Source organism: Methylophilales bacterium, assembly GCA_019823025.1.
Classification (GTDB): Bacteria; Pseudomonadota; Gammaproteobacteria; order Burkholderiales; family Methylophilaceae; genus BACL14.
The window spans coordinates 1,000,605-1,024,572 of the sequence record CP081940.1 but is presented as its reverse complement, the minus strand read 5'-3'; the positions used below and the strand labels follow the sequence as shown (position 1 = coordinate 1,024,572).

Annotated in this window: 23 protein-coding genes and 1 tRNA gene; 9 read left to right on the top strand and 15 right to left on the bottom strand. The window is 34.7% G+C overall.

From position 1 onward, the window contains the following. Positions 1-3: 3 nt before the first annotated feature. The 4 genes from K6112_05465 to K6112_05450 all read right to left on the bottom strand — a co-directional run bounded on the left by K6112_05465 (position 4) and on the right by K6112_05450 (position 4,998). A complete protein-coding gene (locus tag K6112_05465) occupies positions 4-1,329 on the bottom strand; it encodes an NAD(P)/FAD-dependent oxidoreductase (GenBank protein QZP17474.1) in 1,326 nt (441 codons plus the stop codon). Positions 1,330-1,450: 121 nt separating this feature from the next. Further along, entirely contained in the window at positions 1,451-1,972 is a 522-nt protein-coding gene (locus K6112_05460) for a c-type cytochrome (GenBank protein ID QZP17473.1), read from the bottom strand. An 89-nt stretch (positions 1,973-2,061) separates the two neighbouring features. Further along, complete coding sequence (locus K6112_05455; protein ID QZP17472.1) at positions 2,062-2,946, bottom strand: quinoprotein dehydrogenase-associated putative ABC transporter substrate-binding protein; 885 nt, start codon at positions 2,944-2,946, stop codon at positions 2,062-2,064. Between the two features lie 174 nt (positions 2,947-3,120). Next, positions 3,121-4,998, bottom strand: coding sequence for a PQQ-dependent dehydrogenase, methanol/ethanol family (locus K6112_05450; protein ID QZP17471.1), 1,878 nt, complete (start codon positions 4,996-4,998; stop codon positions 3,121-3,123). A gap of 350 nt (positions 4,999-5,348) precedes the next feature. Between K6112_05450 and pip the strand changes: the two genes are divergently transcribed. Further along, a complete protein-coding gene (gene pip, locus K6112_05445; protein QZP17470.1) occupies positions 5,349-6,314 on the top strand; it encodes a prolyl aminopeptidase in 966 nt (321 codons plus the stop codon). Between the two features lie 34 nt (positions 6,315-6,348). After that, the gene (locus K6112_05440; GenBank protein QZP17469.1) at positions 6,349-7,578 is read left to right on the top strand and encodes a YihY/virulence factor BrkB family protein; all 1,230 of its coding nucleotides are present in this window, start codon (positions 6,349-6,351) and stop codon (positions 7,576-7,578) included. On the opposite strand, the gene K6112_05435 is transcribed toward K6112_05440, so the two are convergent. Next, complete coding sequence (locus tag K6112_05435; protein ID QZP17468.1) at positions 7,573-9,150, bottom strand: tetratricopeptide repeat protein; 1,578 nt, start codon at positions 9,148-9,150, stop codon at positions 7,573-7,575. The genes K6112_05440 and K6112_05435 overlap by 6 nt on opposite strands. A gap of 176 nt (positions 9,151-9,326) precedes the next feature. Between K6112_05435 and K6112_05430 the strand changes: the two genes are divergently transcribed. Together K6112_05430 and K6112_05425 are read left to right on the top strand one after the other, a co-directional pair. Next, positions 9,327-10,583, top strand: a complete 1,257-nt coding sequence (locus K6112_05430; GenBank protein QZP17467.1) for a putative Na+/H+ antiporter — start codon at positions 9,327-9,329, stop codon at positions 10,581-10,583. A gap of 4 nt (positions 10,584-10,587) precedes the next feature. Then, entirely contained in the window at positions 10,588-11,517 is a 930-nt protein-coding gene (locus K6112_05425) for a hypothetical protein (GenBank protein QZP17466.1), read from the top strand. 11 nt (positions 11,518-11,528) lie between these two features. Here K6112_05425 and K6112_05420 read toward each other — a convergent pair whose 3' ends face one another. Together K6112_05420 and umuD are read right to left on the bottom strand one after the other, a co-directional pair. Next, positions 11,529-12,776 (bottom strand): Y-family DNA polymerase, encoded by a 1,248-nt coding sequence (locus K6112_05420; protein QZP17465.1) that lies wholly within the window; start codon positions 12,774-12,776, stop codon positions 11,529-11,531. Continuing rightward, positions 12,776-13,363: a translesion error-prone DNA polymerase V autoproteolytic subunit gene (gene umuD, locus K6112_05415; protein QZP17464.1), complete on the bottom strand. Its 588-nt coding sequence runs from the start codon at positions 13,361-13,363 to the stop codon at positions 12,776-12,778. The genes K6112_05420 and umuD overlap by 1 nt, the downstream gene beginning before the upstream one ends. A 172-nt stretch (positions 13,364-13,535) precedes the next feature. Between umuD and K6112_05410 the strand changes: the two genes are divergently transcribed. Continuing rightward, positions 13,536-13,808, top strand: a complete 273-nt coding sequence (locus K6112_05410) for an HU family DNA-binding protein (protein ID QZP17463.1) — start codon at positions 13,536-13,538, stop codon at positions 13,806-13,808. A 46-nt stretch (positions 13,809-13,854) separates the two neighbouring features. Here the strand turns inward: K6112_05410 and K6112_05405 are convergent, their stop codons facing one another. Next, positions 13,855-14,793, bottom strand: a complete 939-nt coding sequence (locus K6112_05405) for a pentapeptide repeat-containing protein (GenBank protein QZP17462.1) — start codon at positions 14,791-14,793, stop codon at positions 13,855-13,857. Between the two features lie 84 nt (positions 14,794-14,877). On the opposite strand from K6112_05405, the gene K6112_05400 reads away from it, so the two are divergent. Then, positions 14,878-15,564 (top strand): SDR family oxidoreductase, encoded by a 687-nt coding sequence (locus K6112_05400; protein QZP17461.1) that lies wholly within the window; start codon positions 14,878-14,880, stop codon positions 15,562-15,564. Beyond that, complete coding sequence (locus K6112_05395) at positions 15,539-16,186, top strand: DNA-3-methyladenine glycosylase 2 family protein (protein ID QZP17460.1); 648 nt, start codon at positions 15,539-15,541, stop codon at positions 16,184-16,186. Before K6112_05400 ends, K6112_05395 begins: the two co-directional genes overlap by 26 nt. A 116-nt stretch (positions 16,187-16,302) precedes the next feature. Here the strand turns inward: K6112_05395 and K6112_05390 are convergent. From K6112_05390 to rpsU, 5 genes are all read right to left on the bottom strand, one after another. Beyond that, a tRNA-Ile gene (locus K6112_05390) sits at positions 16,303-16,379 on the bottom strand. Positions 16,380-16,386: 7 nt separating this feature from the next. Further along, the gene (gene rpoD, locus K6112_05385; protein ID QZP17459.1) at positions 16,387-18,339 is read right to left on the bottom strand and encodes an RNA polymerase sigma factor RpoD; all 1,953 of its coding nucleotides are present in this window, start codon (positions 18,337-18,339) and stop codon (positions 16,387-16,389) included. A gap of 128 nt (positions 18,340-18,467) precedes the next feature. Next, positions 18,468-20,189, bottom strand: a complete 1,722-nt coding sequence (gene dnaG / locus K6112_05380; GenBank protein QZP17458.1) for a DNA primase — start codon at positions 20,187-20,189, stop codon at positions 18,468-18,470. Between the two features lie 38 nt (positions 20,190-20,227). Next, a complete protein-coding gene (locus tag K6112_05375; GenBank protein ID QZP17457.1) occupies positions 20,228-20,677 on the bottom strand; it encodes a GatB/YqeY domain-containing protein in 450 nt (149 codons plus the stop codon). Between the two features lie 12 nt (positions 20,678-20,689). Beyond that, positions 20,690-20,902, bottom strand: coding sequence for a 30S ribosomal protein S21 (gene rpsU / locus K6112_05370; protein QZP17456.1), 213 nt, complete (start codon positions 20,900-20,902; stop codon positions 20,690-20,692). 139 nt (positions 20,903-21,041) lie between these two features. Here rpsU and tsaD point away from each other — a divergent pair, with 139 nt between their 5' ends. Next, the gene (gene tsaD, locus K6112_05365; GenBank protein QZP17455.1) at positions 21,042-22,046 is read left to right on the top strand and encodes a tRNA (adenosine(37)-N6)-threonylcarbamoyltransferase complex transferase subunit TsaD; all 1,005 of its coding nucleotides are present in this window, start codon (positions 21,042-21,044) and stop codon (positions 22,044-22,046) included. Here tsaD and plsY read toward each other — a convergent pair whose 3' ends face one another. After that, complete coding sequence (gene plsY / locus K6112_05360) at positions 22,047-22,637, bottom strand: glycerol-3-phosphate 1-O-acyltransferase PlsY (GenBank protein ID QZP17454.1); 591 nt, start codon at positions 22,635-22,637, stop codon at positions 22,047-22,049. Positions 22,638-22,672: 35 nt separating this feature from the next. Here plsY and K6112_05355 point away from each other — a divergent pair, with 35 nt between their 5' ends. Then, positions 22,673-23,020 (top strand): dihydroneopterin aldolase, encoded by a 348-nt coding sequence (locus K6112_05355; protein ID QZP17453.1) that lies wholly within the window; start codon positions 22,673-22,675, stop codon positions 23,018-23,020. On the opposite strand, the gene xerD is transcribed toward K6112_05355, so the two are convergent. Further along, positions 23,021-23,929, bottom strand: coding sequence for a site-specific tyrosine recombinase XerD (gene xerD / locus K6112_05350; GenBank protein ID QZP17452.1), 909 nt, complete (start codon positions 23,927-23,929; stop codon positions 23,021-23,023). Positions 23,930-23,968 lie beyond the last annotated feature (39 nt).

The following is a 23,968-nucleotide window of genomic DNA, read 5'->3' as shown; positions in this document are numbered from 1 at the left end:
CTATTAGTGCAATTTGACTCTAGTCTCTGTTCTTTGACTAACTAATTTTCCTAAAAACCTAAATAAAGTACTTGCAAACCCATGAAGTGCAACTAGATGCATTTGATAAAGCGAAAGATACATCATTTTTGCTATCAAGCCTTCAATAAACATACTCCCACCTAAAATTGAGCCCATTAAATTTCCTACTGTAGAATATCGCCCAAGGTTCACAAGTGACCCGTAGTCTTTATAGACATAATTAGGAAGTTTATTTTTACCGCTAACGACTTTTTTGATTGATTTATATAACAGTGAAGCTTGTTGATGGGCAGCTTGTGCTCTGGGAGGAACATTCTCAATTGCACCCGGTGTAATTGGACAGGCAGCACAATCACCAAATGCAAAAATATTTTCATCTAATGTAGTTTGCAATGTTGATTTTACTTTTAATTGATTAATGTTGTTCGTTTCAAGACCTGCGATATTTACTAGGAAATCTGGTGCCTTTATTCCAGCCGCCCATACAACGAGACTGGATAAAATTTCTCTATCTTTGTGAGTTTTAATTCCATCAGAGGTCACCTCAGTTACGCGCTCTCCTAAAAATAAATTAACTTTTAATTTTTTTAATTCATCTGAAACAGCCTGGCTTATTCTCAGTGGAAGTGCAGGTAAAAGTCTTGGGCTAGCCTCAATTAAGTTAATATTAATATCCTTATCTGGATCAATATTCTCTAATCCATAAGCAGTCATTTCTCTTGTTGCTTTATGTAGCTCTGCGGCAAGCTCTACGCCCGTGGCACCTGCTCCTACGATAACTACTTCAAGTTGACCAGGTTGAATTTTTGAATTTTGTGTTTGCGCTTTAACAATGGCATTGTGCAAACGATTATGGAAGAGCTCTGCTTGGTTCTGATTATCAAGTGCAATTGAAAATTCAGCTGCTCCGCTAACAGAAAAATCATTGACAGTGCTTCCAATTGACATTACTAAAGTGTCATACTTGAAAGTTCTTCTAGATATGATTTCATTACCTTGGTTGTCAAAATAAGGTTCAAGTGATACTTCTTTTTTCTCACGATCTAAATTGTCCATTCTACCTAAACGAAATTTAAATCCATGCCAAAACCCTTGAGCTAAATAATCTAATTCATCTTTATGTGGATTAATACTCCCCGCTGCAATTTCATGTAAAAGTGGCTTCCATATATGTGTTTTTTTTGCATCAATGAGTGTAATTTCCGCTTTTTTCTTTTTACCAAGCGAATTACCCAGTTTAGTAGCGAGCTCCAATCCTCCAGCTCCGCCACCTACAATTAAAATTTTATGTAATTCATTATTTTCCATATTTAGATTCTTTCAATTTATACTTTTTTTGGATTTTCTTATTGACTTTATTCGGACAAAAAAAAACGACTAAGACATTATATCTTAGTCGTTTTGTTTTTTTATTTCAGAGTTGTAACTGTTATTTAACTTCCTCATTACCAGTTAAACCTTTACCATTTGTTCTGACCCAAGCGATTGTTTTTAATAACTCATCAACCGTCATACCATCATCAGGAGCCATAACACCATAACCTTTACCGCCCATACCACCATTTGTTCCAAACCATACTGTCTCAAACATACCTAAGTTGGTAGCATCTTTAGGGTATTTAAAAGTCGGTCCAACTAAACCAGGTCCAACCTGTCCTTTTGCTGTTGGTCCATGACATTGTGTACATGACCAATAACCAAATCTTTTCTTACCTCTTTTTTCAGCTTTGGCATCACCGACATAGATATTTTTTCCTGTCTTGAGGAACTCTATTTCAGCTGCTGTCTTTACATTATCTTTTTTCTTTGTATCACCGAATGCTTTCGGGTCTGTTATCTCAAATTTTGTACCATCTGTTGTTTTCGTAAATACAACATCCGCTTGAGCAAAACCTGAAAAACTTACTGCTGCGCCAACAAGTGCAGAAGCGACTATTTTGTTAATTGACATTTACTGCTCCTATCTATAATTAAATTAACTCCCATGACTAAATTTTACCAGTTCTTAATTAATATGTGTGATGTTTTGGTCAAAAAAACTTATTTTTTGTGTCTCTTATAACCATCTAATCTATCAACAAAGATGGGTTCCGTATGCGGAATTCCATACTCATCCATGATTGCATAAATCTTATCTAGATTTCTAAAAATCGCACCTTCAACCATCTCTCTTCTTTCAACTTCTCTTTTTCTAACACCTGCTGATATGTTCCAGTAAGTTTTTCCTTGAAGCCTTGAATTTCCTTCAGCATATTCTGGAATCTCAACGACAACCAAATCCACATCTGATTGCTTTGCATAATAACCACCTAACGGACCCCACATTATTGCAACATCAATTTTTCCACTTACTACATCCTCTACTGGTTCTCCAGGAGATCTAGTAAGATCTCGTTGTATCCTATAAGGCCTCGCATTAGCCATCAGACCATTAGCACTGAGGGCCTGTGTAACAGGACTTTTATCAACTAAACCAATTACCCCTTTTTTTAAATCAGGTGAGTCCCAGCTACTTATGTCATACCCGCTATCTTTACGGTATATCCAAACATGCCCAGCACGGTAATAAGGTTTAGTTGTATCTAGTGCATCATAAGTCGTATTTGTTCCGATAATTACATCACATCGCTTAGCATTTAATGTATTTCTCAAAAATCCGAACCGATCATGCCAAAATTGATAGCTTAATTCCTTACCTAAGTCTGCTGCTAAGACTTCAGCAATTTTATTTTCAAAACCTTCCCCCTTATCATTGGAATAAGGTAGATTATCTTGATCAGCACAAACCTTAAATTCATCATCCTTTGGCACCCTGGTTGGTTCTCCAGGTTTTCCCATATCTGGATTCACAGCAATAGTGTCTGCCGCATGAACTGAGAAGCTTATTAACAATATAAATAGACTTCGTGATAAATTTTTAAACATTTTAAATAATCCCTTTAATTAATTTTTTGCAATTATACCTTCAAAGAATGCATTATTCCCTAATGATAATCTCTATTTTTTTTACACATTTAAAACATTTTATATAAAAAAAAACACCCTACCGAAATAGGGTGTTTTTAAGACTAACTAACTAGTACTAAGTTCTATAAAAGATTATAGAGCAAATACTGTTAATGCACCGCCGCCAGGAGCCGCGTTGTATTTTGTTAGTTCTTTATAACCACCAGCAGCACCAAGTGCGTCTGTGTCATTTGTTAGACCAAGGTTCATAGCCACACCAGCCCAACCACCGATGCCTGATAGGACACCAACGTGTTGTTTACCTTTGTGTGAGTATGTGAATGCATTACCAATCACACCTGAACCAACTTGGAATTTCCAAAGTTCTTTACCGCTTTTCGCGTCAAGAGCTTTGAACCAACGATCTAAAGTACCGTAGAAAACTAAGTCTGAAGCAGTAGTTAAAGCACCACCCCAAGCAGAGAATTTCTCTTTGTTGTACCATACTTTTTTGTTAGTCATTGGGTCATAAGCAGCAAAACCGCCCATTACGCCGTCAGGACCAGCAAACATAGTAAGTGTCGCACCAACCCAAGGCTGACCTGCAACATACTTAGACTCAACTGGTTCGTATGTCATACATACGTGGTTAAGTGGTGAGTATATTAAGCCAGTTTTAGGTGAGTATGCAGCAGGCTGTTGGTCTTTAGTACCAAGAGCAGCTGGACATGTACCTTTAGTGTTGTAATCTTGGTGTGTTGAATGTGCAGCTTCTTTTTGTGGCACACCAGATTTAAGATCAATACCAGTTGACCAGTTAACGAATGGATGCACTTTTTCAGCTGAAACTAAAGTACCGTTACTAGCTACCCAAGTGTATGCAAATCCGTTTCTGTCATGGTGCCATGCATAAGTTTTTCCACCTTTATCAAATAGGATAACTTCGTTAATACCGTCATAATCCCATTCGTCATGTGGAGTCATTTGCATGCCCCAACGTGCCATACCTGTATCTAGGTCACGAGCAAAAACTGTCATAGACCATTTGTTGTCACCTGGACGTACGTCTGGGTTCCAAACAGATGGGTTACCTGTACCGTAGTACACTAGGTTTGTTTTTGCATCATATGGCCACCAGCCCCATACAGAGCCACCACCATGTTGCCAACCATCTTTAACTGCTTGTGGTTTTAACCAAGTTTTAAGACCTAGGTCTGCCACAGGAGCTTGTAGTTGATCGTTAGGAATTCTTTTGAAAGAACCACCTTCAGTGTTACCACCGTTTATGTCTTCATAAACTGATAGAGCTGAAAATAATGGGTTTTCTTTGTTGAAGTCCGCACCGATAAGTACTTCTGAATCAGGTCCAGTAGACATAGCTTTCCATGCTAGTGAACCGTCTTCGATGTTGTATGCTGCAATAAAGCAACGAACACCAAATTCAGCACCAGAACAACCAGTCAATACTTTATCTTTGATCACGTGAGGAGCGTTAGTATTAGTAGCGCCAACTTTAGGATCTGTGTTTAAAGTAGACCAAACTTTAGCACCTGTTTTTGCGTTTAGAGCAACTAGGTTACCATCGTTTTGTTGTAGGAAGATTTTACCGTTACCGAAACCAAGACCACGGTTAACGTTATCGCAACATAGAACTGCTTGAACGCTAGGATCTTGTTTAGGGAAGTAAGACCATACAACTTTTTGGTTGTTGTTTAAGTCTAAAGCATATACGTTATTTGGAAATGCTGTATGTACATATAGCATGTTACCAATAACTAGAGGAGAACCTTCATGACCACGGTTTACACCAGTAGAAAGTGTCCAAGCTGCTTTAAGGTTTTTTACATTACCTTTGTTGATTTGTGTCAGCTTTGAGTAAGCCTGGTTGTCATGTTGACCACGAGGATGAGCCCAGTTAGCTGAGTTTTTCATAGCTTTTTCTTGGTCAGCAGCAGCTGAAGCAACAATAGGCATAGCCATTGCAGCAGCAGTTACAAAGCCAAGAGCTAATTTGATTTTATTTAATTTCATTATAAATCTCCATAGTTTTAACTAAGGGTTTAAAAAAGAAGTAAGTACCTCCCCTACCTTATCTCGTAGCTTAAAAAACTCTTTAATAAAATAAGAAATTTACCTACTTTTAGTACTGATATTTCTAGTACTTGAAAAGGATTTTATACCCCTAAATTTCTATTTGCAACAATTTTGTTACAATTTCTTTACATTTATTGATTTATTTTACTTATCAAAAAACACCCATTTTCAACCCTAAAAGTTTGTTAAACTAAAGCAGTATTTACAATACAACTAAGATATATAAAAATTAAGACTTAAAAAAAACCTTAACTAAATTCTAAATTTCAGAAAGTTGAATCGAAATTATGTCCAATACAAATAATAGAGCACTTTATCCAGAAATCCATCCATATAAAGAATCATTTATTAAGGGAGACGATACACACGAGATTTTTATCGAGGAGTCAGGAAACCCTGATGGACAGCCTATCCTTTTTTTACATGGAGGCCCAGGCGGCGGAACGGGTTCTAAGCAAAGGAGGTTTTTTGATCCTAGCTATTACCGAATCATATTATTTGATCAAAGAGGTTGTGGAAAAAGTAAACCCCTAGGTGAGACAAAAAAAAATACAACTGATAGCCTGGTAAATGATATTGAGCTAATAAGAAAAGAGTTGAATATCAAGAGCTGGATTCTTTTTGGAGGCTCATGGGGAAGCACACTCGCATTAGCATATGCAATAAAACATTCTGAATTGGTTCAAGGATTAATATTAAGGGGTGTTTTTTTAAGCAGAAAACATGAACTAGATTGGTTCTTAAAAGATGTTGATATATTTTTCCCTGAGCTTCACCATAATCTTTTAAAGCATATTCCAAATACGAGTAAGAAGAATTTATTAGAGAAATATACTGAGTTAGTTTTTTCAAACAATAAAAGTTGCGCATACAAGGCAGCAATTTCTTGGAATCAATTTGAGGGAAGTATTTTAAAATTATTACCCCCTGCCATAAGTTCAGAAACTACTGAGATAGACAATGAATTTGAGCTTGCTCGTGCAAAAGTGCAGCTCCACTTTATAAATAATAATTGTTTTGTTGACGGCGAGGATATATTAGAGAAATCAAAAATACTTAAGGATATACCCATCACCATAATTCAAGGGCGTTATGACATGGTATGTCCTCCAAAAACAGCTTATGAGCTCCATCAAGCAATCCCTAAGAGTAAACTTATTATTATTCCAGATGCTGGACATTCTGCTTCAGAAGCAGGGACATTAAGTTCACTCTTAGATGCAACTGACGAATTTAAAACAATCGTCTCTTAATTACTTCTCTAATTCTAGGATTTTTATATAACTGATGCTTCAAAAAATTTTAAATTTATTAAGGGACAAAAGAGGAGCAAAATATTTTACGTTTAAAGAGGTTCTTGATGGCTGTATTAGGCACAACTTTATCGCACTAAATGCTTCAATTGCTTTTTTTACTTTGTTTGCAATGGTGCCCTTAATCCTACTCATATTTTTTATTTTAAGTCAGTGGCTTGCAAATTCAGATTTTGCGTTATCTCAACTTGAAATTGTGACCTCAAGACTTCTCCCTCAAATTAGCGACCAACTTCTCTCCGAGGTTATCGATATCTCAACAAAACAACTATCTTGGGGTTTAATCTTATTCGGTATTCTTTTTCTTGCAACGACTCCCCTGACCCAGGCCCTTCGGTTGAGCTTCATACAGATATTAGGTTTAACAAAAAAAAATACATATTTAAAAAATAAACTGAAAGATATTTTTTCTGTGGTCGCCATTATGTTTTTTTTCTTTGCCTATATTTTTATAGACCTATATCTTCAAAAAACAACTTTATTGGTTAATGAATATGTCCCTATATTTAAATACAGTATCGTCACATTCTCATTATCGTTAATCTTAATGACGCTAATCATGACTATATTTTTTAAATTTTTTATGCCAACACGTATAAAAAAAATGCACCTAATACTTGGTGGGCTAATAACCAGTTTGCTGTGGTTTACCTTAAACGATGCTTTTGGATTCTTTATTAGCTTAAGTCAGCCACTAGGTTACTTCTACGGTAGTTTGAGAAATTTATTTATTTCATTGATATGGCTCTATCTAAACACGGGAGCCATACTTATCGGTGCTGAATTGATCGCTGCACTTCATAAACAAGAATTACTGATATTAAAACAATTATTCTTACTAAAAAATATTCATAGACACCCCATAATTAATAAATTAATGATGCTGTATGGTAAAAGATATAAGAAAAATAAAGTTATTTTTAGTGAGGGCTCTCAAGATAACGATTTATATTTTGTGATTGAAGGCGAAGTTGAAATAAAAAGAAGTAAGGAAGTCATCTTTACCGTCAATCCCGGTGAATATTTTGGTGAACATGCTTTATTACATAAAAACCCTCGTTTAATGTCAGCAACCATTTGTTCTGATTGGGCAAGATTAATTAGGATCAAGGATATTAAAGTAAGAGAGATGTTAGCCGAAGATCCAAAGATTGCTCAAATATTTATGTTCAACATGGCAGAAAAATTACAAAAGCTTCTATGACGGTTTAAGATCAAACGCAATACAAATTCTTTCTTCATCAGACTCAAAAGGAATTGTTCTGTGAAAAACAGATGAAGGAAAGAAGATTACATCACCTTCTTTGGGTTTAATCACTTTTTTAGGGAAGTCATCATTTATAATTGGGTAGTCGTCCCCATGAGTACTAAGCTCAATGGCTCCCTCATCTTGAGTTTTAGTTTTTTTAGGGATGGATAAATAAATTGCCCCACTGATCCATCCATCTTCATGTATGTGTGATGTTAAATGTCCGCCCGATTGCATCTTTACAAACCAAGAGCTACTAAATTCAATTTGCTTTGGAAATGATTTAATAAATTCACAGTCCTCATTTTTATAAAGATCGTAATATTTGCTAATAGCCTCTTTAAGGCCTAATTCTAATACCTTAAAAGAGCTCTCATTTCTTTTGAATAAATTTCCAGCTGATTGCGTTCCATAAAATAAACGACTTTGTTTGCGATCATTGATATCCGCATTATTAATGTCTTCTAGTAACTGAAGCCTAAGTGCTTCATTATCTTCTAACAAACAAGGTATGGATTGATGTGATACAAAATCTAGAGGTTGGGGACAAAATTTATATGTATCTACCTCATTATAGTTTTTCGCGTAGTGCCCAGAGAGTGTTGCTAAGAAAGGGGAGTTATGTTTTGAATGCTCAATATTAGCAAACTCTTCTTTAAACAAATCAAATTGCTTTGATTTATAAAGACAATAAAGGATTCTCTCTTGCCAATCCTCGAACTTAGAAACTTTAAAATAATTAATAGCCTCTTCAAGGGCATTGTTATCATATAAAAAGACTGCTAACTGATAATTTGCTCTTGGGTGCTGTGAGTCAACTTCAACTGCCATTCTTAAAAAACGATTGGCTTCCGAAATATTTCCTTCGTGCCATAGCGCATCTCCAAGATCAGAATAGAATTCTGCCTCCCCTGAGCCAAGCTCAATCGCTTTACGATAATGATTTATTGATGTGGACAGATTACCTTGGTTTCTCAACACATTTGCAAGATTATAGTGCCCCCTCCCATCCTCTCGAATACTTAACGACTTTCTAAAAAAATCTGCTGCCTCATCAAGATGTCCTTGAAGCTGCTTTATTGTTCCCATATTCGTAATTGCTTCAAAAAATCCAGGTTGTATTTGAATTGCTTTTTGATAGCACTGAATGGCGTCATCAAATCGTCCAGCACTCTGAAAAGCAATCCCTAAGTTAAAATGTGCCTCAGGGAAACTATTATTTAGTTGAATTGATTTTTCATAAAATTTAATCGCTTCTTCAACTTTATTTTCAGAAAAAAGAATAGCCCCTAAGTTGAAATTCATTTCAGGAATATTTGGGTTTATTTTTAAAGCGCTCTTATAGGCTTTTGCTGCATTTTTAAGAGAGCCCTTTCTCTCAAAACTAATCCCCAATAAATTAAATAAGATAATTTCTTCTGGGTATTCCCTTACTAGAGAGGTCGCTTTATTGATTAAATCGTCATCCAGACCCCTTTGATGAAGCGCCATTAAGTTTTGTATCTCTGTTTGCGAAATTTTTTTCATATCTTTAATTAATTTTTATTGCGTCACGTGGTATTAACCACATTATAAAACAGCTCTGATCAAATCGTTTATACAAATATAAAAGCATAAGCCAGCAAACCCTTATAAATTTAATATCAGGAATCCTGAGCCAATGCTAAAATATCGTTTTTAATATTTAATAGCTAGGAAATAGAATGGTCCCCTACACAACAATCGAATTAATCGGCGCTTCTTTATTTCTTATTGCAATTATTCACACCTTTTCAACTAAATATTTTGAACATTTAGCTCATGTCCACAAACGATTTTCAGGCATTCTACATTTATTGGGAGAGGTAGAGGTTGTTTTCGGTTTTTGGGCTATGGTACTAGTGTTATTTATTTTTGGTATTGAGGGCGGTGACATAGCTGTTAATTATGTTGATACTCGAAATTTTACTGAGCCGATGTTTGTTTTTGTCATCATGGTAATTGCCGGTACTCGGCCTATTCTTGAGTTATCAAAAAAAATTGTTTTACTTTTATCAAGCCTTATTCCTTTAAAAAAAGAATTTGTTATTTATTTTCTACTTCTTAGCTTTGTTCCTCTATTAGGTTCATTCATTACAGAGCCTGCTGCCATGACGTTAGCTGCACTTTTATTGAGCCAAAATTATTTTGGAAGTAAGGTAAGTCATCGTTTTAAATATGCTACCTTAGGTGTGTTATTCGTCAATATATCAATAGGTGGAACCTTGACGCCCTACGCTGCCCCTCCTATTTTAATGGTCAGCAGTACATGGAATTGGGATATTTGGTATATGTTGGAAAATTTTGGTTGGCGAGCAGGTATTGGTGTTCTTGCAAACGCTCTCATTATTACTTTTTTATTTAAAGAGGACTTAGGAAAAATAGCATTCAAAGACAATGCTAAATCAGACGTACCTGCTCTTATTGTCCTAATTCACCTGTTCTTTCTGATTAGCGTTGTTTATTTTGCACATCATCCATCAGTATTTATGGGGGTCTTCCTATTTTTCATCGGATTTACCTCAGCGTACAAACATTATCAGAATCCACTTATTATTAAAGAAGCATTACTGGTAGCTTTTTTCCTAGCCGGACTAGTTGTTTTAGGTGGAATCCAAGGTTGGTGGATAACCCCAGTTCTCTTATCTATGGATTCTAGCGCTGTTTATTATGGTGCAACTGCCTTGACTGCTCTTACCGATAATGCAGCCCTGACTTATTTAGGATCACTTGTGGATGGACTCTCAGATGAATTCAAACTTGCTTTAGTAAGTGGTGCTGTCACTGGTGGTGGGCTGACTGTAATAGCAAATGCTCCAAACCCTGCTGGTATCTCTATTTTAAGAAAACACTTTTCTGAAAAAAATATTAGCCCGCTTGGTTTATTGATAGCCGCTATTCCACCAACACTTATTGCAATCATTGCCTTTAGGTTTTTATAGTTAGATGGAAAAATATATTTACCACAATAAAAAACTAACTAATAAGAGAAAAAAATGGCGTCTCAGTATAGGTGATGCTGCTAAAGCATTAACTTTAAGTACTACCCAGATTAAATCATTAGAAAACAATTTAGATATCGGTTTTGCATCGCCTAAATATAAATTAATTTTATTAAAGCGCTATGCAAAGTTTCTAGATATCAAGCTCGATCTTTTAATCGAGGAAAAAGATAAATTAATTTCTGAAAAAGAAAATAAACTCCCTACTCAAAAAACTAAGTCAGCCCTTTATAATAAAGTAAATTATTCCATTTTAGCTATTGTTATTTTTGGATTCATCTTTTATTTGTTTGATACGGATTTACCAAAGTCAAATAATCAAATATCAGACTTAAATGAGGTTACTCCTGAATCTGAGACTACTTCTATTGAAACTCCTAAGGTAGAGCAAGTTGAAGTAATAGATAATTTACCTAAAAGTTTGGATGACTCAGAACAAGTTTCTTATAATGACAATGAATATCGTGAATCAGATTCACAGCTCAATGAAGAGTCTTTTGTTATAGCAGATGATGTAGTCGCTCCAACTGAACTCGATAGCTCCTCTGAAGTTGTAGCTTTAAATTCTGTTGAGGATTTTGTATGCGAAGTCGGTACCACGCCGTTGAAATCATTTTCAACAAGAAACCCTGAAAAATCCTCATATTATTTTTATATTATTTCACATGATTCCCAGAAAATATGTGTAGTCGACTCTTTAGGCGCTCTAAAAGAATATGATTTTAAAAAAGGAGCTAAACTAAGTCATCATGGTTCACCTCCTTTCAAAATCCAACTCAACCCCAATATTAGTGAGGTTTATTTTGAAGGATGGAAAGTCAATCTTCAAGATAATGATTACTTCATACAACTTAATCCAACACTAACGCCTTAGGCTCAATATTCTCATTGAGCAACCAATAATTCATCCCAAGAAGTCGTAAATGAACGGCTTTTATTTAATTGCCTCATCTGCCATTCTGGATTCAGTGGCTCTGTTCCCAAGCGAACGCTCTTCTTATTAAATTTATTATTAATTTTATCGACTATCTCCATAGAACTATTGCCAACGTCCGGCCAAAGATTTTTTTGTTGTATTGATTCACTGATAAGTCCCGATAATAAGACCCCACACTTTGTATATTTAATATTTGGTTTAAATATTGCTCTAAGTCCTTCTAAGGCTATCGGTGTGACTAAATTATGATGGTTTGTTGGAAAAGCCAAGGGAATTCTAATAGCATTTGCATAATAATTATCCCTGCCTTTGTGGGGGCTACTTCTAATAAACAATGTAACACTGGTAGCAAGCATTTCTTGCTGTCTTGCTTTATATGTAGCACTAGATAAGAAAGTGGTAATAGCTTCTGAAAGCATTTCTATAGTACTTACTGGCCTACCAAAACTTCTCGACGATAAAATCTCATTTTTTTTTGGGGCTTCTGTGATAATCGGAAAGCAAATAGATCGATTTAATTCCACAACAATTCGCTCTATATTCACATTAAAGTAAAAGTTAATCTTGGCTGGGTTGGTCAATTTTAAATCTAGTACAGAATTGATATCCATCTTTTTTAATTTAGTTGATGTCTTAGCCCCCACCCCCCACACCTTACTTACATCAACATTAGCCATTATTTGGTTTATCTCATTTTCTTTCATCTTGCTAAAGTCACAAACACCCTGCCAACTATCTTGAGTCTTTGCACAGTGATTGGCAAATTTAGCTAATGTTTTTGTAGGAGCTATTCCAACACACACAGGCATACCTAGCCACTGTGACAATCTTTTCCTTATCAGGCTACCAAGTACATTCAGGTTTTTCTGTCCACTTAAGTCCAAAAAACATTCGTCAATAGAATAGATTTCTTGAAGATCAGCAAAGGTTGAAAGTACCTGCATAGTGCGAAAGCTCATATCAGCATAGAGCGGGTAATTTGATGAAAGGATACTTACCTTATTGTCACTTAAGAGCTTTTTAACTTTAAATAAAGGTACGCCCATCTTAATACCTAATTTTTTAGCTTCGTTACTTCGAGAAATAATACAACCATCATTATTACTTAATACAACGACAGGCTGATTTATAAGGGTTGGATTAAATAATCGTTCGCAACTAACATAAAAATTATTGATATCAATTAGCGCTATCATTATTTAAATTTTCTAACGGCGCCCGTGACTACCCCCCATAATTCAAACTGTGTATTATCATCAATCTCAATCGGCTTATATTTTTCATTGGCTGGCAACAAACGAGGCTTCAATTTGTATTTAGAAAGTGTCTTGATCGTAAAATTTCCATCAACAGAAGCTAACACGATATCTCCTATTTTCGCCTGCATAGAACGGTCAATGATTACAATATCTCCATCATTGATACTTGCATCAATCATAGAGTCTCCTTTGATTTTCACAAAAAAAGTAGCATCACTTTTTTTAATTAAATATTCATTTAAATCCAGGCGCTTTTCGACGTGATCATCTGCAGGTGACGGAAATCCAGCAGGTACTTTATGTTCAAATAGGACAAGAGGGTTGTAGCTAGTCTCTTTAAAAGCCAGACTAATTTCATCGATATTATTCATCCTAGATAAATTGAGATATTTTTTAATATTACCTAGAGAGCTACGTGGAACTCGTATTACTTTGGTTTCTTCTCCATACAACCCACTACCAGATTTTCTTCCAGCTCCTAACCTAACACCACCTCGATTATTTTTATTCTTGACGATTTTCATTTGAATATTGTAACATTAATCAAATATATTACCGGTTAAAATTATTTACTTTTTTTATTGACAACAAAGTTTAAAGAGGGCAAAGTAGTTTTAACCTTTGCCTGTACAGCAGTAAGCGTAGGGGTGGCAGAAGACGGTGACAAAAAATAATTTATAAACAAACGGAGGTTTTATGAATAAAGGTGAATTAATCGACGCAGTAGCAGCAGCAACAGACGACACAAAAGCGGGCGCTGGACGTGCCGTTGACGCAGTAATCGAATCTATCACTGGAGCTTTAAAAAAAGGTGACACTGTTACCCTAATTGGCTTTGGTACTTTTAAAACAGCTAAAAGAGCTGCTAGAACAGGCCGTAACCCTCAAACTGGTGCAGAATTAAAAATCCCAGCAAGAACAGTGCCTTCTTTCAAAGCTGGAGCAGCATTAAAAAGCGCGGTCAACTAAGGATTAATTTATAGTTAAAAAAAATGCCCTTAAACGGGCATTTTTTTTACATGCCGCAATTCCGACACTTCCCTAAAACTTTGTCAAAACCTTTAGTTTTACTCAAACCTATTACATCCTTAAAATTTGCATCTTCAACATTCGCACCCGTTAAATCTGCACCCGTTAAATCTGCACCCGTTAAGTCCGCTTGAATTAATTCAGCTCTATGTAAATTTGTATTTCTTAAATTAGCGCCACTAAGATCACCAAAAATAAAACTCGCAATATTCAGATCAGCATCTTCAAAGTCAGTGCCTTTAAAATTACCGCCGGCAGAATCAAACTTCATTTGTCCCATTGGCTGATTGCCAACATCCAGGCCAAATCGCCCGTTCTTTACTAAAGCTTTTGACATATTGACTTTGCCAAGGGTACCGATCATACGTGCATTAGTTAAATTTGCGCCCATAAAGTTGGTATCACCAAAAATAGGTTGAAAGATAGTCGCCTCTATTAAAATAGCCCCAGCAAAGTTTGCCTTTTCTAATCTTGCAAGATTTAGATAAGCTCTTTGTAAATTGGCTCCAGAAAGATTTGCATCTCTTAAATCAGCACCAAAAAAACTAGTATTAATCATTACACAGTGAGTTAAATCTTGGCCTTTGAAATTTAAATACCCCAAATCTTTGTTTGAAAAATCACAATCTGGATCATCTAAAATTTCATTAGCTTCAGTTTGAGAAATTTTAACTCTTTCCACATTATTTTTTTTATAAAAAGCAACCGCACTTGAAAGGGTTTCTTGGGGGTTTTCTAAGAAAATAGATTTTGATTTTTTATTACCAAAACAGTATTTTTTCCCCTCGAAAGTACTATTGATGTCACAATCTGTTTTATGAAAATTGCCCTCGGCAAGGCTAGTCGTGCAATATTGTTCGAGCTCAGCGGAGTAGAGTGGGGAAAAAACAAATGCTAAAAGCAATAAGAAAAAATTAATTTTCATAATAGTAACCCTCCAATTAATATTCTAATTATAGACTTAATAAGATATATTAAGTTTATATTTAATTTTTGGGATTATTGTTTGATGAGCACAGTTTTTATTACAGGAGCTAATAGAGGGCTCGGTTTAGAATTTGTTAAAGAATTTACAGCAAAAAAATATGAGGTGATTGCGACTTGCAGAAACTTAAATTCGTCTGATGATTTAAGTAATTTCGCTAAAATAAATTCATCGGTACAATTACTTCAGTTAGATGTGAGCAATACAAACAATATTCAAGGGTTAGCAAATCAGTTAAAAAATACGCCTATTGATATTCTTATTAATAATGCTGGGATATACCGATCAGGTAGTTTTAGCTCAGTTAATAAAGACAGTTGGATAGAGAGTTTTATTACAAATACCATTGGTCCTTATGAGGTTATTGAGAACTTTTTGCCTAATGTGATGCAGGGTCATGAAAAAAAAGTTGTCTCTATAACTAGTAAAATGGGAAGTATTGATGACAATACCAGCGGTGGATCTTATATCTATAGGTCTAGTAAAACGGCTCTCAATAGTATGATGAGAAGCCTTACCCATGATCTAAAAAGTCATAATATTGCTACTATGACACTTCATCCTGGATGGGTAAGAACAGACATGGGTGGTCCTGGTGGCTGGATTGATGTCATTGAAAGTGTTTCTGGAATGATTCAACAAATTGAAAATTTATCAATTCAAAATACTGGACAGTATATTGATTATGCGGGCAAACTTATTAAGTGGTAATCATCAAAAAAAGTGTATAGAAGGCTCTAAGTTTTTATCTTCCCTAGATCAAGATTGGAATTTATTAGTATCCTCAGTTGGGCCTTGCAAGCTTAATTTAAGTATCGAATTAGAACCTTATCAAGCTTTAATCAAGTCTGTAATCTTTCAGCAATTACGGCCGGCCTCAGCAACTGCTATTTTAAATAGATTTAAACAAAATTTTGATAATAACTTCCCAACAGCAGAAAAAATTTTAGCTTCTCCTGAAAGCAAATTAAATGAAAGCGGACTTTCTTTAAATAAATGTAAAACAATTATCGAAATAGCAAGGCAGGTAAAAAAAGGAGAATTAGAAAACCGTCAAGGTTTTTTAATGATGAATGATATACAAATTGTAAAGAAACTTTCAAAGGTTAAAGGAATCGGTGAGTGGACAGCACAAATGCTAATGATATTCAATTTAGGAAAGCTCGATATATTCCCTGTGAGTGATTTTGCATTAAGAAAAAATTATTCTCTTTTTAAAAGTATTACTTCACCTCTCACCATGCGCGAGTTATCTAAAATTTCAGAAGAGTGGAAGCCTTTTAGGTCAATTGCAGCATGGTATCTTTGGAGATATAAAAATATACTTAATTAAAATTTCAACTGTTTATAGGTGGGTTTATCCAACTTGCTAAACCTAGAGATTTCTCAAAGGAGGATCTTGTTAACAATGTGGCAGTGAGAATCACAAAGTAAACGAAGCGTATTTATTGGTGGGCCCACCAGGACTCGAACCTGGGACCAAAGGATTATGAGTCCTCTGCTCTAACCAACTGAGCTATGAGCCCGTTATTTTTAATCTTTATCTAAAAAGGTTTTAAGTCTTTCAGATCGAGTTGGATGTCTTAATTTACGTAGCGCTTTAGCCTCAATTTGTCTAATACGCTCTCTCGTTACATCAAACTGTTTACCAACCTCTTCTAATGTGTGGTCTGTATTCATCTCGATGCCAAACCTCATTCTAAGGACTTTAGCTTCTCGAGGAGTTAGACTTTCTAAAATATCAGAAGTCACATGTCTTAGATTCCCATATATAGCAGAATCAGCAGGAGTTAATGTGCCCTGGTCTTCAATGAAATCTCCTAGATGTGAATCTTCATCGTCTCCGATTGGAGTTTCCATTGAGATTGGTTCTTTTGAAATTTTTAAAATTTTACGTATCTTCTCTTCAGGCATTTCCATTTTTTCTGCTAATTCTGACGGTTCTGGCTCTTCTCCGGTTTCCTGAAGTATTTGTCTAGAAATACGATTCATTTTGTTAATTGTTTCAATCATATGCACGGGGATTCTGATTGTTCGGGCTTGATCAGCAATGGATCTTGTGATTGCTTGTCTAATCCACCATGTCGCATAAGTTGAAAACTTATACCCACGTCGATACTCAAACTTATCAACAGCCTTCATTAGACCAATATTCCCCTCTTGAATTAAATCTAAGAATTGCAGACCTCTATTGGTATATTTTTTTGCTATTGAAATAACAAGTCTTAAGTTAGCTTCTATCATCTCTCTCTTAGCAACTTTAGCCTTGAACTCACCCTTAGTCATTTGTTTATTTATTTCTTTGAAATTCTTAATTATCAAGCCTGTTTCTTCTTCAATTTCAATAAGCTTATTCTGCTGATCAGTAATTGAGTGCCTAAGCTCTTTCATTCTTTTTACATAAGGTTTATCAGCTTTTAATTCAGTCTTTAGCCATTTGAGGTTGGTTGAATTCTCAGCAAAGCTTTTTATAAAATGTCCCCTTGGCATTTTTGATTCATGGACACAGAATTCCATAATTTCTCTTTCATGGTATCTAATATTCTTAATAAAAATTCTAATCTTGTCACACAAAACTTCGACAAATTTTGATGAAAATCTAAAATTTACTAGTACCTTTACTATAGAGTCTTGATGTTTTTTATACTCAGGATCATCCATCCATTTTTTTTGTTTTCTCAAAGCTTCTAATTTATTATGGGATCTTTTTATTGAACTGAAACGTTTTAAAACTTCTTTAGTAAAGACCTTAAGGTCTTCCTCTGACATCCCACTTGCTTTACCTGTATCGTCTTGATCGTCATCTTCTTCGGCATCGTCGTCAGCGGCTGTTTCAAGAGCAGCTTCAACTTTCGCTAATTCTTTTTCAGCTTCGACATCAATCAATCCATCAACAAACTCATCAACCCCTAATTCATTTTTACGAACCTTGTCAGCCATTTTCATCAAGTCGTTTATAATTCCAGGAGAAGCAGAGATTGCTTGAACCATCAATCTTAGACCCTCTTCTATTCTTTTAGCGATTTCAATTTCGCCATCTCGCGTCAATAAATCAACAGTACCCATTTCTCTCATATACATTCGAACTGGATCTGTTGTTCTTCCAAAATCAGAATCAACTGTAGTTAATGCTTGTTCAGCTTCCTCTGCAGCTTCCTCATCCGTAACGGGAGCGGGGGCGTCTGACATTAATAAAGCTTCTGCATCAGGAGCTTCATCGTAAACCATAATTCCCATATCATTTATAATGCCAATAATTCCTTCTACTTGCTCACTTTCAGAAACTTCATCAGGAAGGTGATCATTGATTTCCGAATGTGTAAGATAACCTCTTTCTTTACCCATTATAATGAGGGCTTTTAACTGCATTCTGCGGTTTTCAGCTTCTTGAGGGGTAGTTTGACCTGATAGTAGATCTTTTAATTTTTTTACTCGGGTAACACTTTTAGTTTTTTTATCAGCGGGGTTCTTTCTAGGTCTTGCCATGGTTACCTCTAAGTAAATTTAGGAATGATGCTGCAAATAAATTTGAGTGATGGATTTTATCAAAATATCTTATTTAAATCAATTACTCATTACTTCAATAAATTTAAAAATATATTAAAATTAATCACTTACCTCTTGGTGAACTCTTTTAAAAACTCTTTTTCTTCAGGAGTTAATGTATCAAAACTTTTATGTTTAATGGCATCTAGTTTTGATTTATTTGATGCCTGTAATTTTGATTGTTTAATTTTTTCTCTTAAACCAATAAATTCATTTGTAGGACTTATTTCTTCATCAAAGTTCAACACTTGTGATTTAATTTCATCAATAAAATAATTGTCGAATCGATTACTCAAATAGTGAAAGATAGAAGCTGTGTTATGGTTTTCATCAACTAAAATCTTTGAAATGCATGCTTGAGCTAGCTGCTCATCTAATGATTCTCCCCAAGAGATGTCTTTATCCGATTTTTCTATTAATTTAGGATTCAAAATTAATAATATTACAAACCTTTTTACCACCGACGTCGTTTGCCTCTTTAATTGCTGTATTGGAGCTTTCAAAGTTCTTTTATTTTTAACTTTAATGAGATTATCAATCTCGTTTAATGTTAAATCTAGCAAAACAGATATTCTTTTTTTAAACAAAAAAGATAATTTTTCAGAAGCCATTTCATTTATTATGGGTTCCACTTCATTAAGAAATTTGACACGACCTTCTTGGCTGGTCAAATCATTGTTTTGTGTTAAAGATTGAATGACATATTCTGTTAATGGCATTGCATTTTTCGCTAAACCTTCAAATTGCTCTTTGGAGTTTTCTCTTACATAAGAATCTGGATCATGTTGATCACGAAGAAATAAGAACTTTAATTGCACTTCATCGGTTACAGATGTCAATGAATTTTTCATTGCTCTCCAGGCAGCAGATTTTCCAGCGTTATCGCCATCAAAACAAAATATTATCTCAGACGTATATCGCATTAATTTTTTGATGTGGAAGTTTGTTGTTGCAGTGCCTAATGTTGCTACAACATTACGAACATTGTGTTGAGCTAAACTAACTACATCCATATAGCCCTCAACTACAAGAACGTAACCTTTTTCTCTTATGGCCTTTCTTGCGGCAAGCAATCCATAGAGCTCATAACTTTTTTGGAATAGTGCTGTTTCTGGAGAGTTATAATATTTCGGCGTATCATTTTCATCTATAACACGACCTCCAAAGCCAACTAATTGCCCTTTTGCATTATAAATTGGAAACATAATTCTATTTCTGAAGCGATCATATCTTTTCCCTTTGTCATTTTTTACGATTAGACCTGACTTAATTAATGCATCGTTATCATAATCTTTAAATACCTCATTTAAATTATTCCATCCTTCAGGAGCAAACCCGATAGAGAATTCTTTTGCAATTTCTCCTGTTAACCCTCTCGATTTTAAGTACTTAATTGCAAGAGGTGAGCCCTTAAGCTTTGTTTGGTAATATTTTTTAGCTAAAATTAATGCATCTTCTAGGACAAGATTTTCTTTCTTTTTTTCTGGCTTTTCATCAATCTGATTTGGGACTGTCAGACCAGCAACTTTTGCTAATTCGTGAACCGCATCAATAAAATTAAGGCCATCATGATCTATTAGGAAACCAATAGCAGAGCCATGTGCACCACAACCAAAACAATGATAAAACTGTTTTGATGGGCTAACAGAAAATGAAGGGGTTTTTTCTTGATGAAAAGGACAGCAAGCGACGAAATTTGCACCTGCTTTTTTTAAGGGCACCCTTTTATCAATAATATCAACAACGTCGACTCTATTTAATAATTCATTGATGAAGGATTCTGGGATCATTATAGAATATTATCTTAATAATGATGAAATAGAGATAATTAGGCGTTAGTTAATTTTTCTTTAATTTTTTGAGAGACTTCTGCCATATTCGCTCTGCCTGACACTTTTAATTTGACTGCATTCATCACTGTCCCCATATCTTTCATGCTTTTTGCATCTGCGGCCTTAATTGCGCTATCAATTTCTTTTTCAACATCTTCTGAGGAAAGGGGTTCGGGCATGTAAGTTTGCAAAAGCTGAACTTCAAACTCTTCTTTAGCAACTAAATCATCTCTATTCGCTTTTTTAAACGCTTCAATCGAATCACGACGTTGCTTCAACATTTTTTCGATAATATTAAGAATCATCGTATCGTCTATTTCAACACGATCATCAACTTCTTTTTGTTTAATTGAGGACTGGAGTAGCCTGATTGCATTTAACTTTTCAGAATCTTTACTGCGCATAGCGTCTTGCATATCTACAGTAATTTTTTCTTTTAATGCCATGGTAGGACTAGATTAGAATAGTTTAGGAGGTAGCATTTGATTTCTGAGTCTGCGGTATTGTCTTTTTACAGCTGCAGCAGATTTACGCTTTCTGACCCATGTAGGCTTCTCGTAAAATTCTCTTGCCCTCAAATCATTTAATAGACCAGTTTTTTCAATAAGTCTTTTAAATCTTCTCAAGGCTACATCAAATGGCTCATTTTCTTTTACTTTTATTGTTGACATTAATTATCTCTTAAATATAAAGTTGTAATTTAAACAGAGTTAATAAGATATTTAACCTTAGTAAAACTGAAAGGCGTAAGTTTAATGCTAATATGCTTTTTTTTCAACTAATATCAATAAAAAAGTGATAACTTGAATCATGCTCATCTTAGGTATTGAAACATCATGTGATGAAACTGGCGTTGCAATTTATGATTCTGAAAAGGGATTATTAGGACATAAACTCTATTCACAAATCAAACTTCATGCCAAGTATGGCGGTGTGGTCCCTGAACTTGCTTCGCGTGATCACATAAATTATATAATCCCTTTAATTCATGGTTTACTTAAAGATTGTAAAATTAATATTCAAAATATCGAGGCAATCGCCTATACATCTGGACCTGGTTTATCTGGTGCGCTATTAGTCGGAAGTAGTGTGGCTGAGTCTCTTGCGTGTGCATTAGGGATAAGATCTATTCCTATTCATCATCTTGAAGGCCATTTACTGGCACCTATGCTCGAAGATAGAAAGCCTAAATTTCCCTTTATTGCTTTACTAGTTTCTGGTGGCCACTCACAATTAATACATGTGAAAGAACTGGGTAGCTATAAAATCATAGGTGATACTCTTGATGATGCTGCTGGGGAAGCCTTTGATAAAACAGCTCAACTTTTGGGTTTAGGCTACCCTGGTGGAGCTGCTCTATCAAAATTAGCCGAAAAGGGATTAAAACATTTTGAATTACCAAGACCACTCTTGCATTCAAATGATCTTGATTTTAGTTTCAGTGGTCTCAAAACAGCTGTTTTATACCTAGTTAGAAAACAAAAAAAATTAACAAAAGAAATTAAAGCTGACATCGCATACGCATTTGAGGATTCAATTACGGATGTTTTAGTGAAAAAAACAATCCAAGCATTAAAACAAGAAGGCTTAAAAAGAGTAATCATTTCTGGAGGGGTTGGGGCGAATAAAACCTTAAGAAAGAAGATCATAGTCGAATGTAACCAAAACGAATTTGAGTACTTTTTTCCGGATTTAACTTTTTGTACGGATAACGGTGCAATGATTGCACTTGCTGGGTCACTTAGATTAAATATGCGTCCTAAAGAAAATTATTCATTTTCAGTCAAACCCAGATGGAAGCTCACTGAAATTTAACTATTTTTTAAATTTTAATTCCGTACCAGATAACAATTTTCTTATATTTGCCTGGTGCTTGAAAAGAATTATTATTGTGATTAACGTGAAGGCAATACAGTATAAAGATTGATCCCTCAATATAAAGATTGCAATGATGGGAGCTGAAATGGCTGCCACAATTGCTGCTAATGAGGAGTAGCGCCAAATACCAAAAACTAATAGCCAAATACTAGCTACGATTAGAGCCAATTTAAAATTTAGTGCAATTAGAATTCCTATTGCTGTTGCAACTCCCTTACCGCCTTGGAATTTATAAAAAATTGGATAAATATGCCCAATTAAAACTGCCAGTGCGACACAGACAATTATTAAATCATTGAAGCCTAAATATTCTGCAATAGCCAAGACTAATATAGCTTTTAATAAGTCCCCCAATAAAGTAAAAATCGCTGCTTTTTTATTTCCGTTTCTCATCACATTAGTAGCACCAGGATTTTTTGATCCTATTGTTCTTGGGTCAGGTAAGTTAAAAATTTGACTAACAATAATTCCAGAGGAAACAGAACCCACTAAATAAGCAAACAAGATTATTAATAACTGATTTATCATATAAACTATTATATTTCAAAAATCATAATCCATTAATGACTAACCATATTTTTCTTCAAAAACTAAAGGTAAATACTAAGATAGGTTACTTTGAATGGGAAAGAGCTACCGAACAAGAATTAATTATTGATATAGATATAGAGCTGAGTGGTAATCAAATTTTTGATTCTGATGATATATCAAAAACAGTTGATTATGCGCAAGTTAGGGAATCTATAGTGTCAATAGCAAATAATCATAAATTTCATCTTTTAGAACCGTTTGGTGAGGAAATTATTAAGAAACTCAAGCATGATTTTCCATTCAAGAAGATTAGACTTAGGATAGCGAAACAGAAAATACTTCCTGATGCTGATCAAGTTGGCATTATTCTTGAGCGCTAGTTACCCTCTTGGATGATGAGACTTATGAATTGCTTTTAACCTCTCTCGTGCAACATGAGTATATATTTGTGTTGTAGAAATATCGCTATGGCCTAACAACATTTGAACTACTCTTAAATCTGCCCCATGATTTATTAAGTGAGTTGCAAATGCATGTCGCAAAATGTGTGGAGAAATAGATTGTTTAATATTAGCAATAATAGAATATTTTTTTAATGAGTGCCAAAAAGTTTGTCGCGTCATAGACTGCCCATGGTGCGTTACAAATAAATATTTTGATTTTTTATTTTTTAAAATATTTTCCCTTGCTGATGAAAGATATCTCTGAATATGATCCATTGCTTCCTCACCCATTGGAACCAAACGAGTTTTATCTCCTTTACCAGTAACTCGAATAACGCCATCAACAAGATTTAATTCAGTCAATTGAATACTAACCAGCTCAGTCACCCTAAGTCCACAGGCATACAAAAGTTCAATCATAGCCTTATCTCTCAACCCAATATCGATATTGACATCAGGTGCATCTAATAAACTTTCTACCTCATCCTCACTTAAACTTTTAGGTAGTGACTTTGGAATTTTTGGTTTTTGTATTTGCAAGGTGGGATCACTAGTTATCTTTTTCTCTCGATATAGAAACCTATAAAACCTCCTCAAAGTTGAAAGCAGCCTTGAAATACTTCGGGCTTTTGAAAATGGGAACTTAAATGACAGATATTGTTGAATATCTGATCTAGTAACACTTTCTAAATCTAATGTTTTATTTTGATTTACCCAATCAATAAAATTATACAAATCAAATCTATAACTATTTAGCGTATTCTTCGATAAGCCATCCTCAAGCCACAAATAATCAATAAATTCATCAATTAAGATATTCTTTTTTTTATCTGGTTTATCGAGCAATGAATTTCTTCCTTGTATCCTTTAACGTCCATTTTTCTT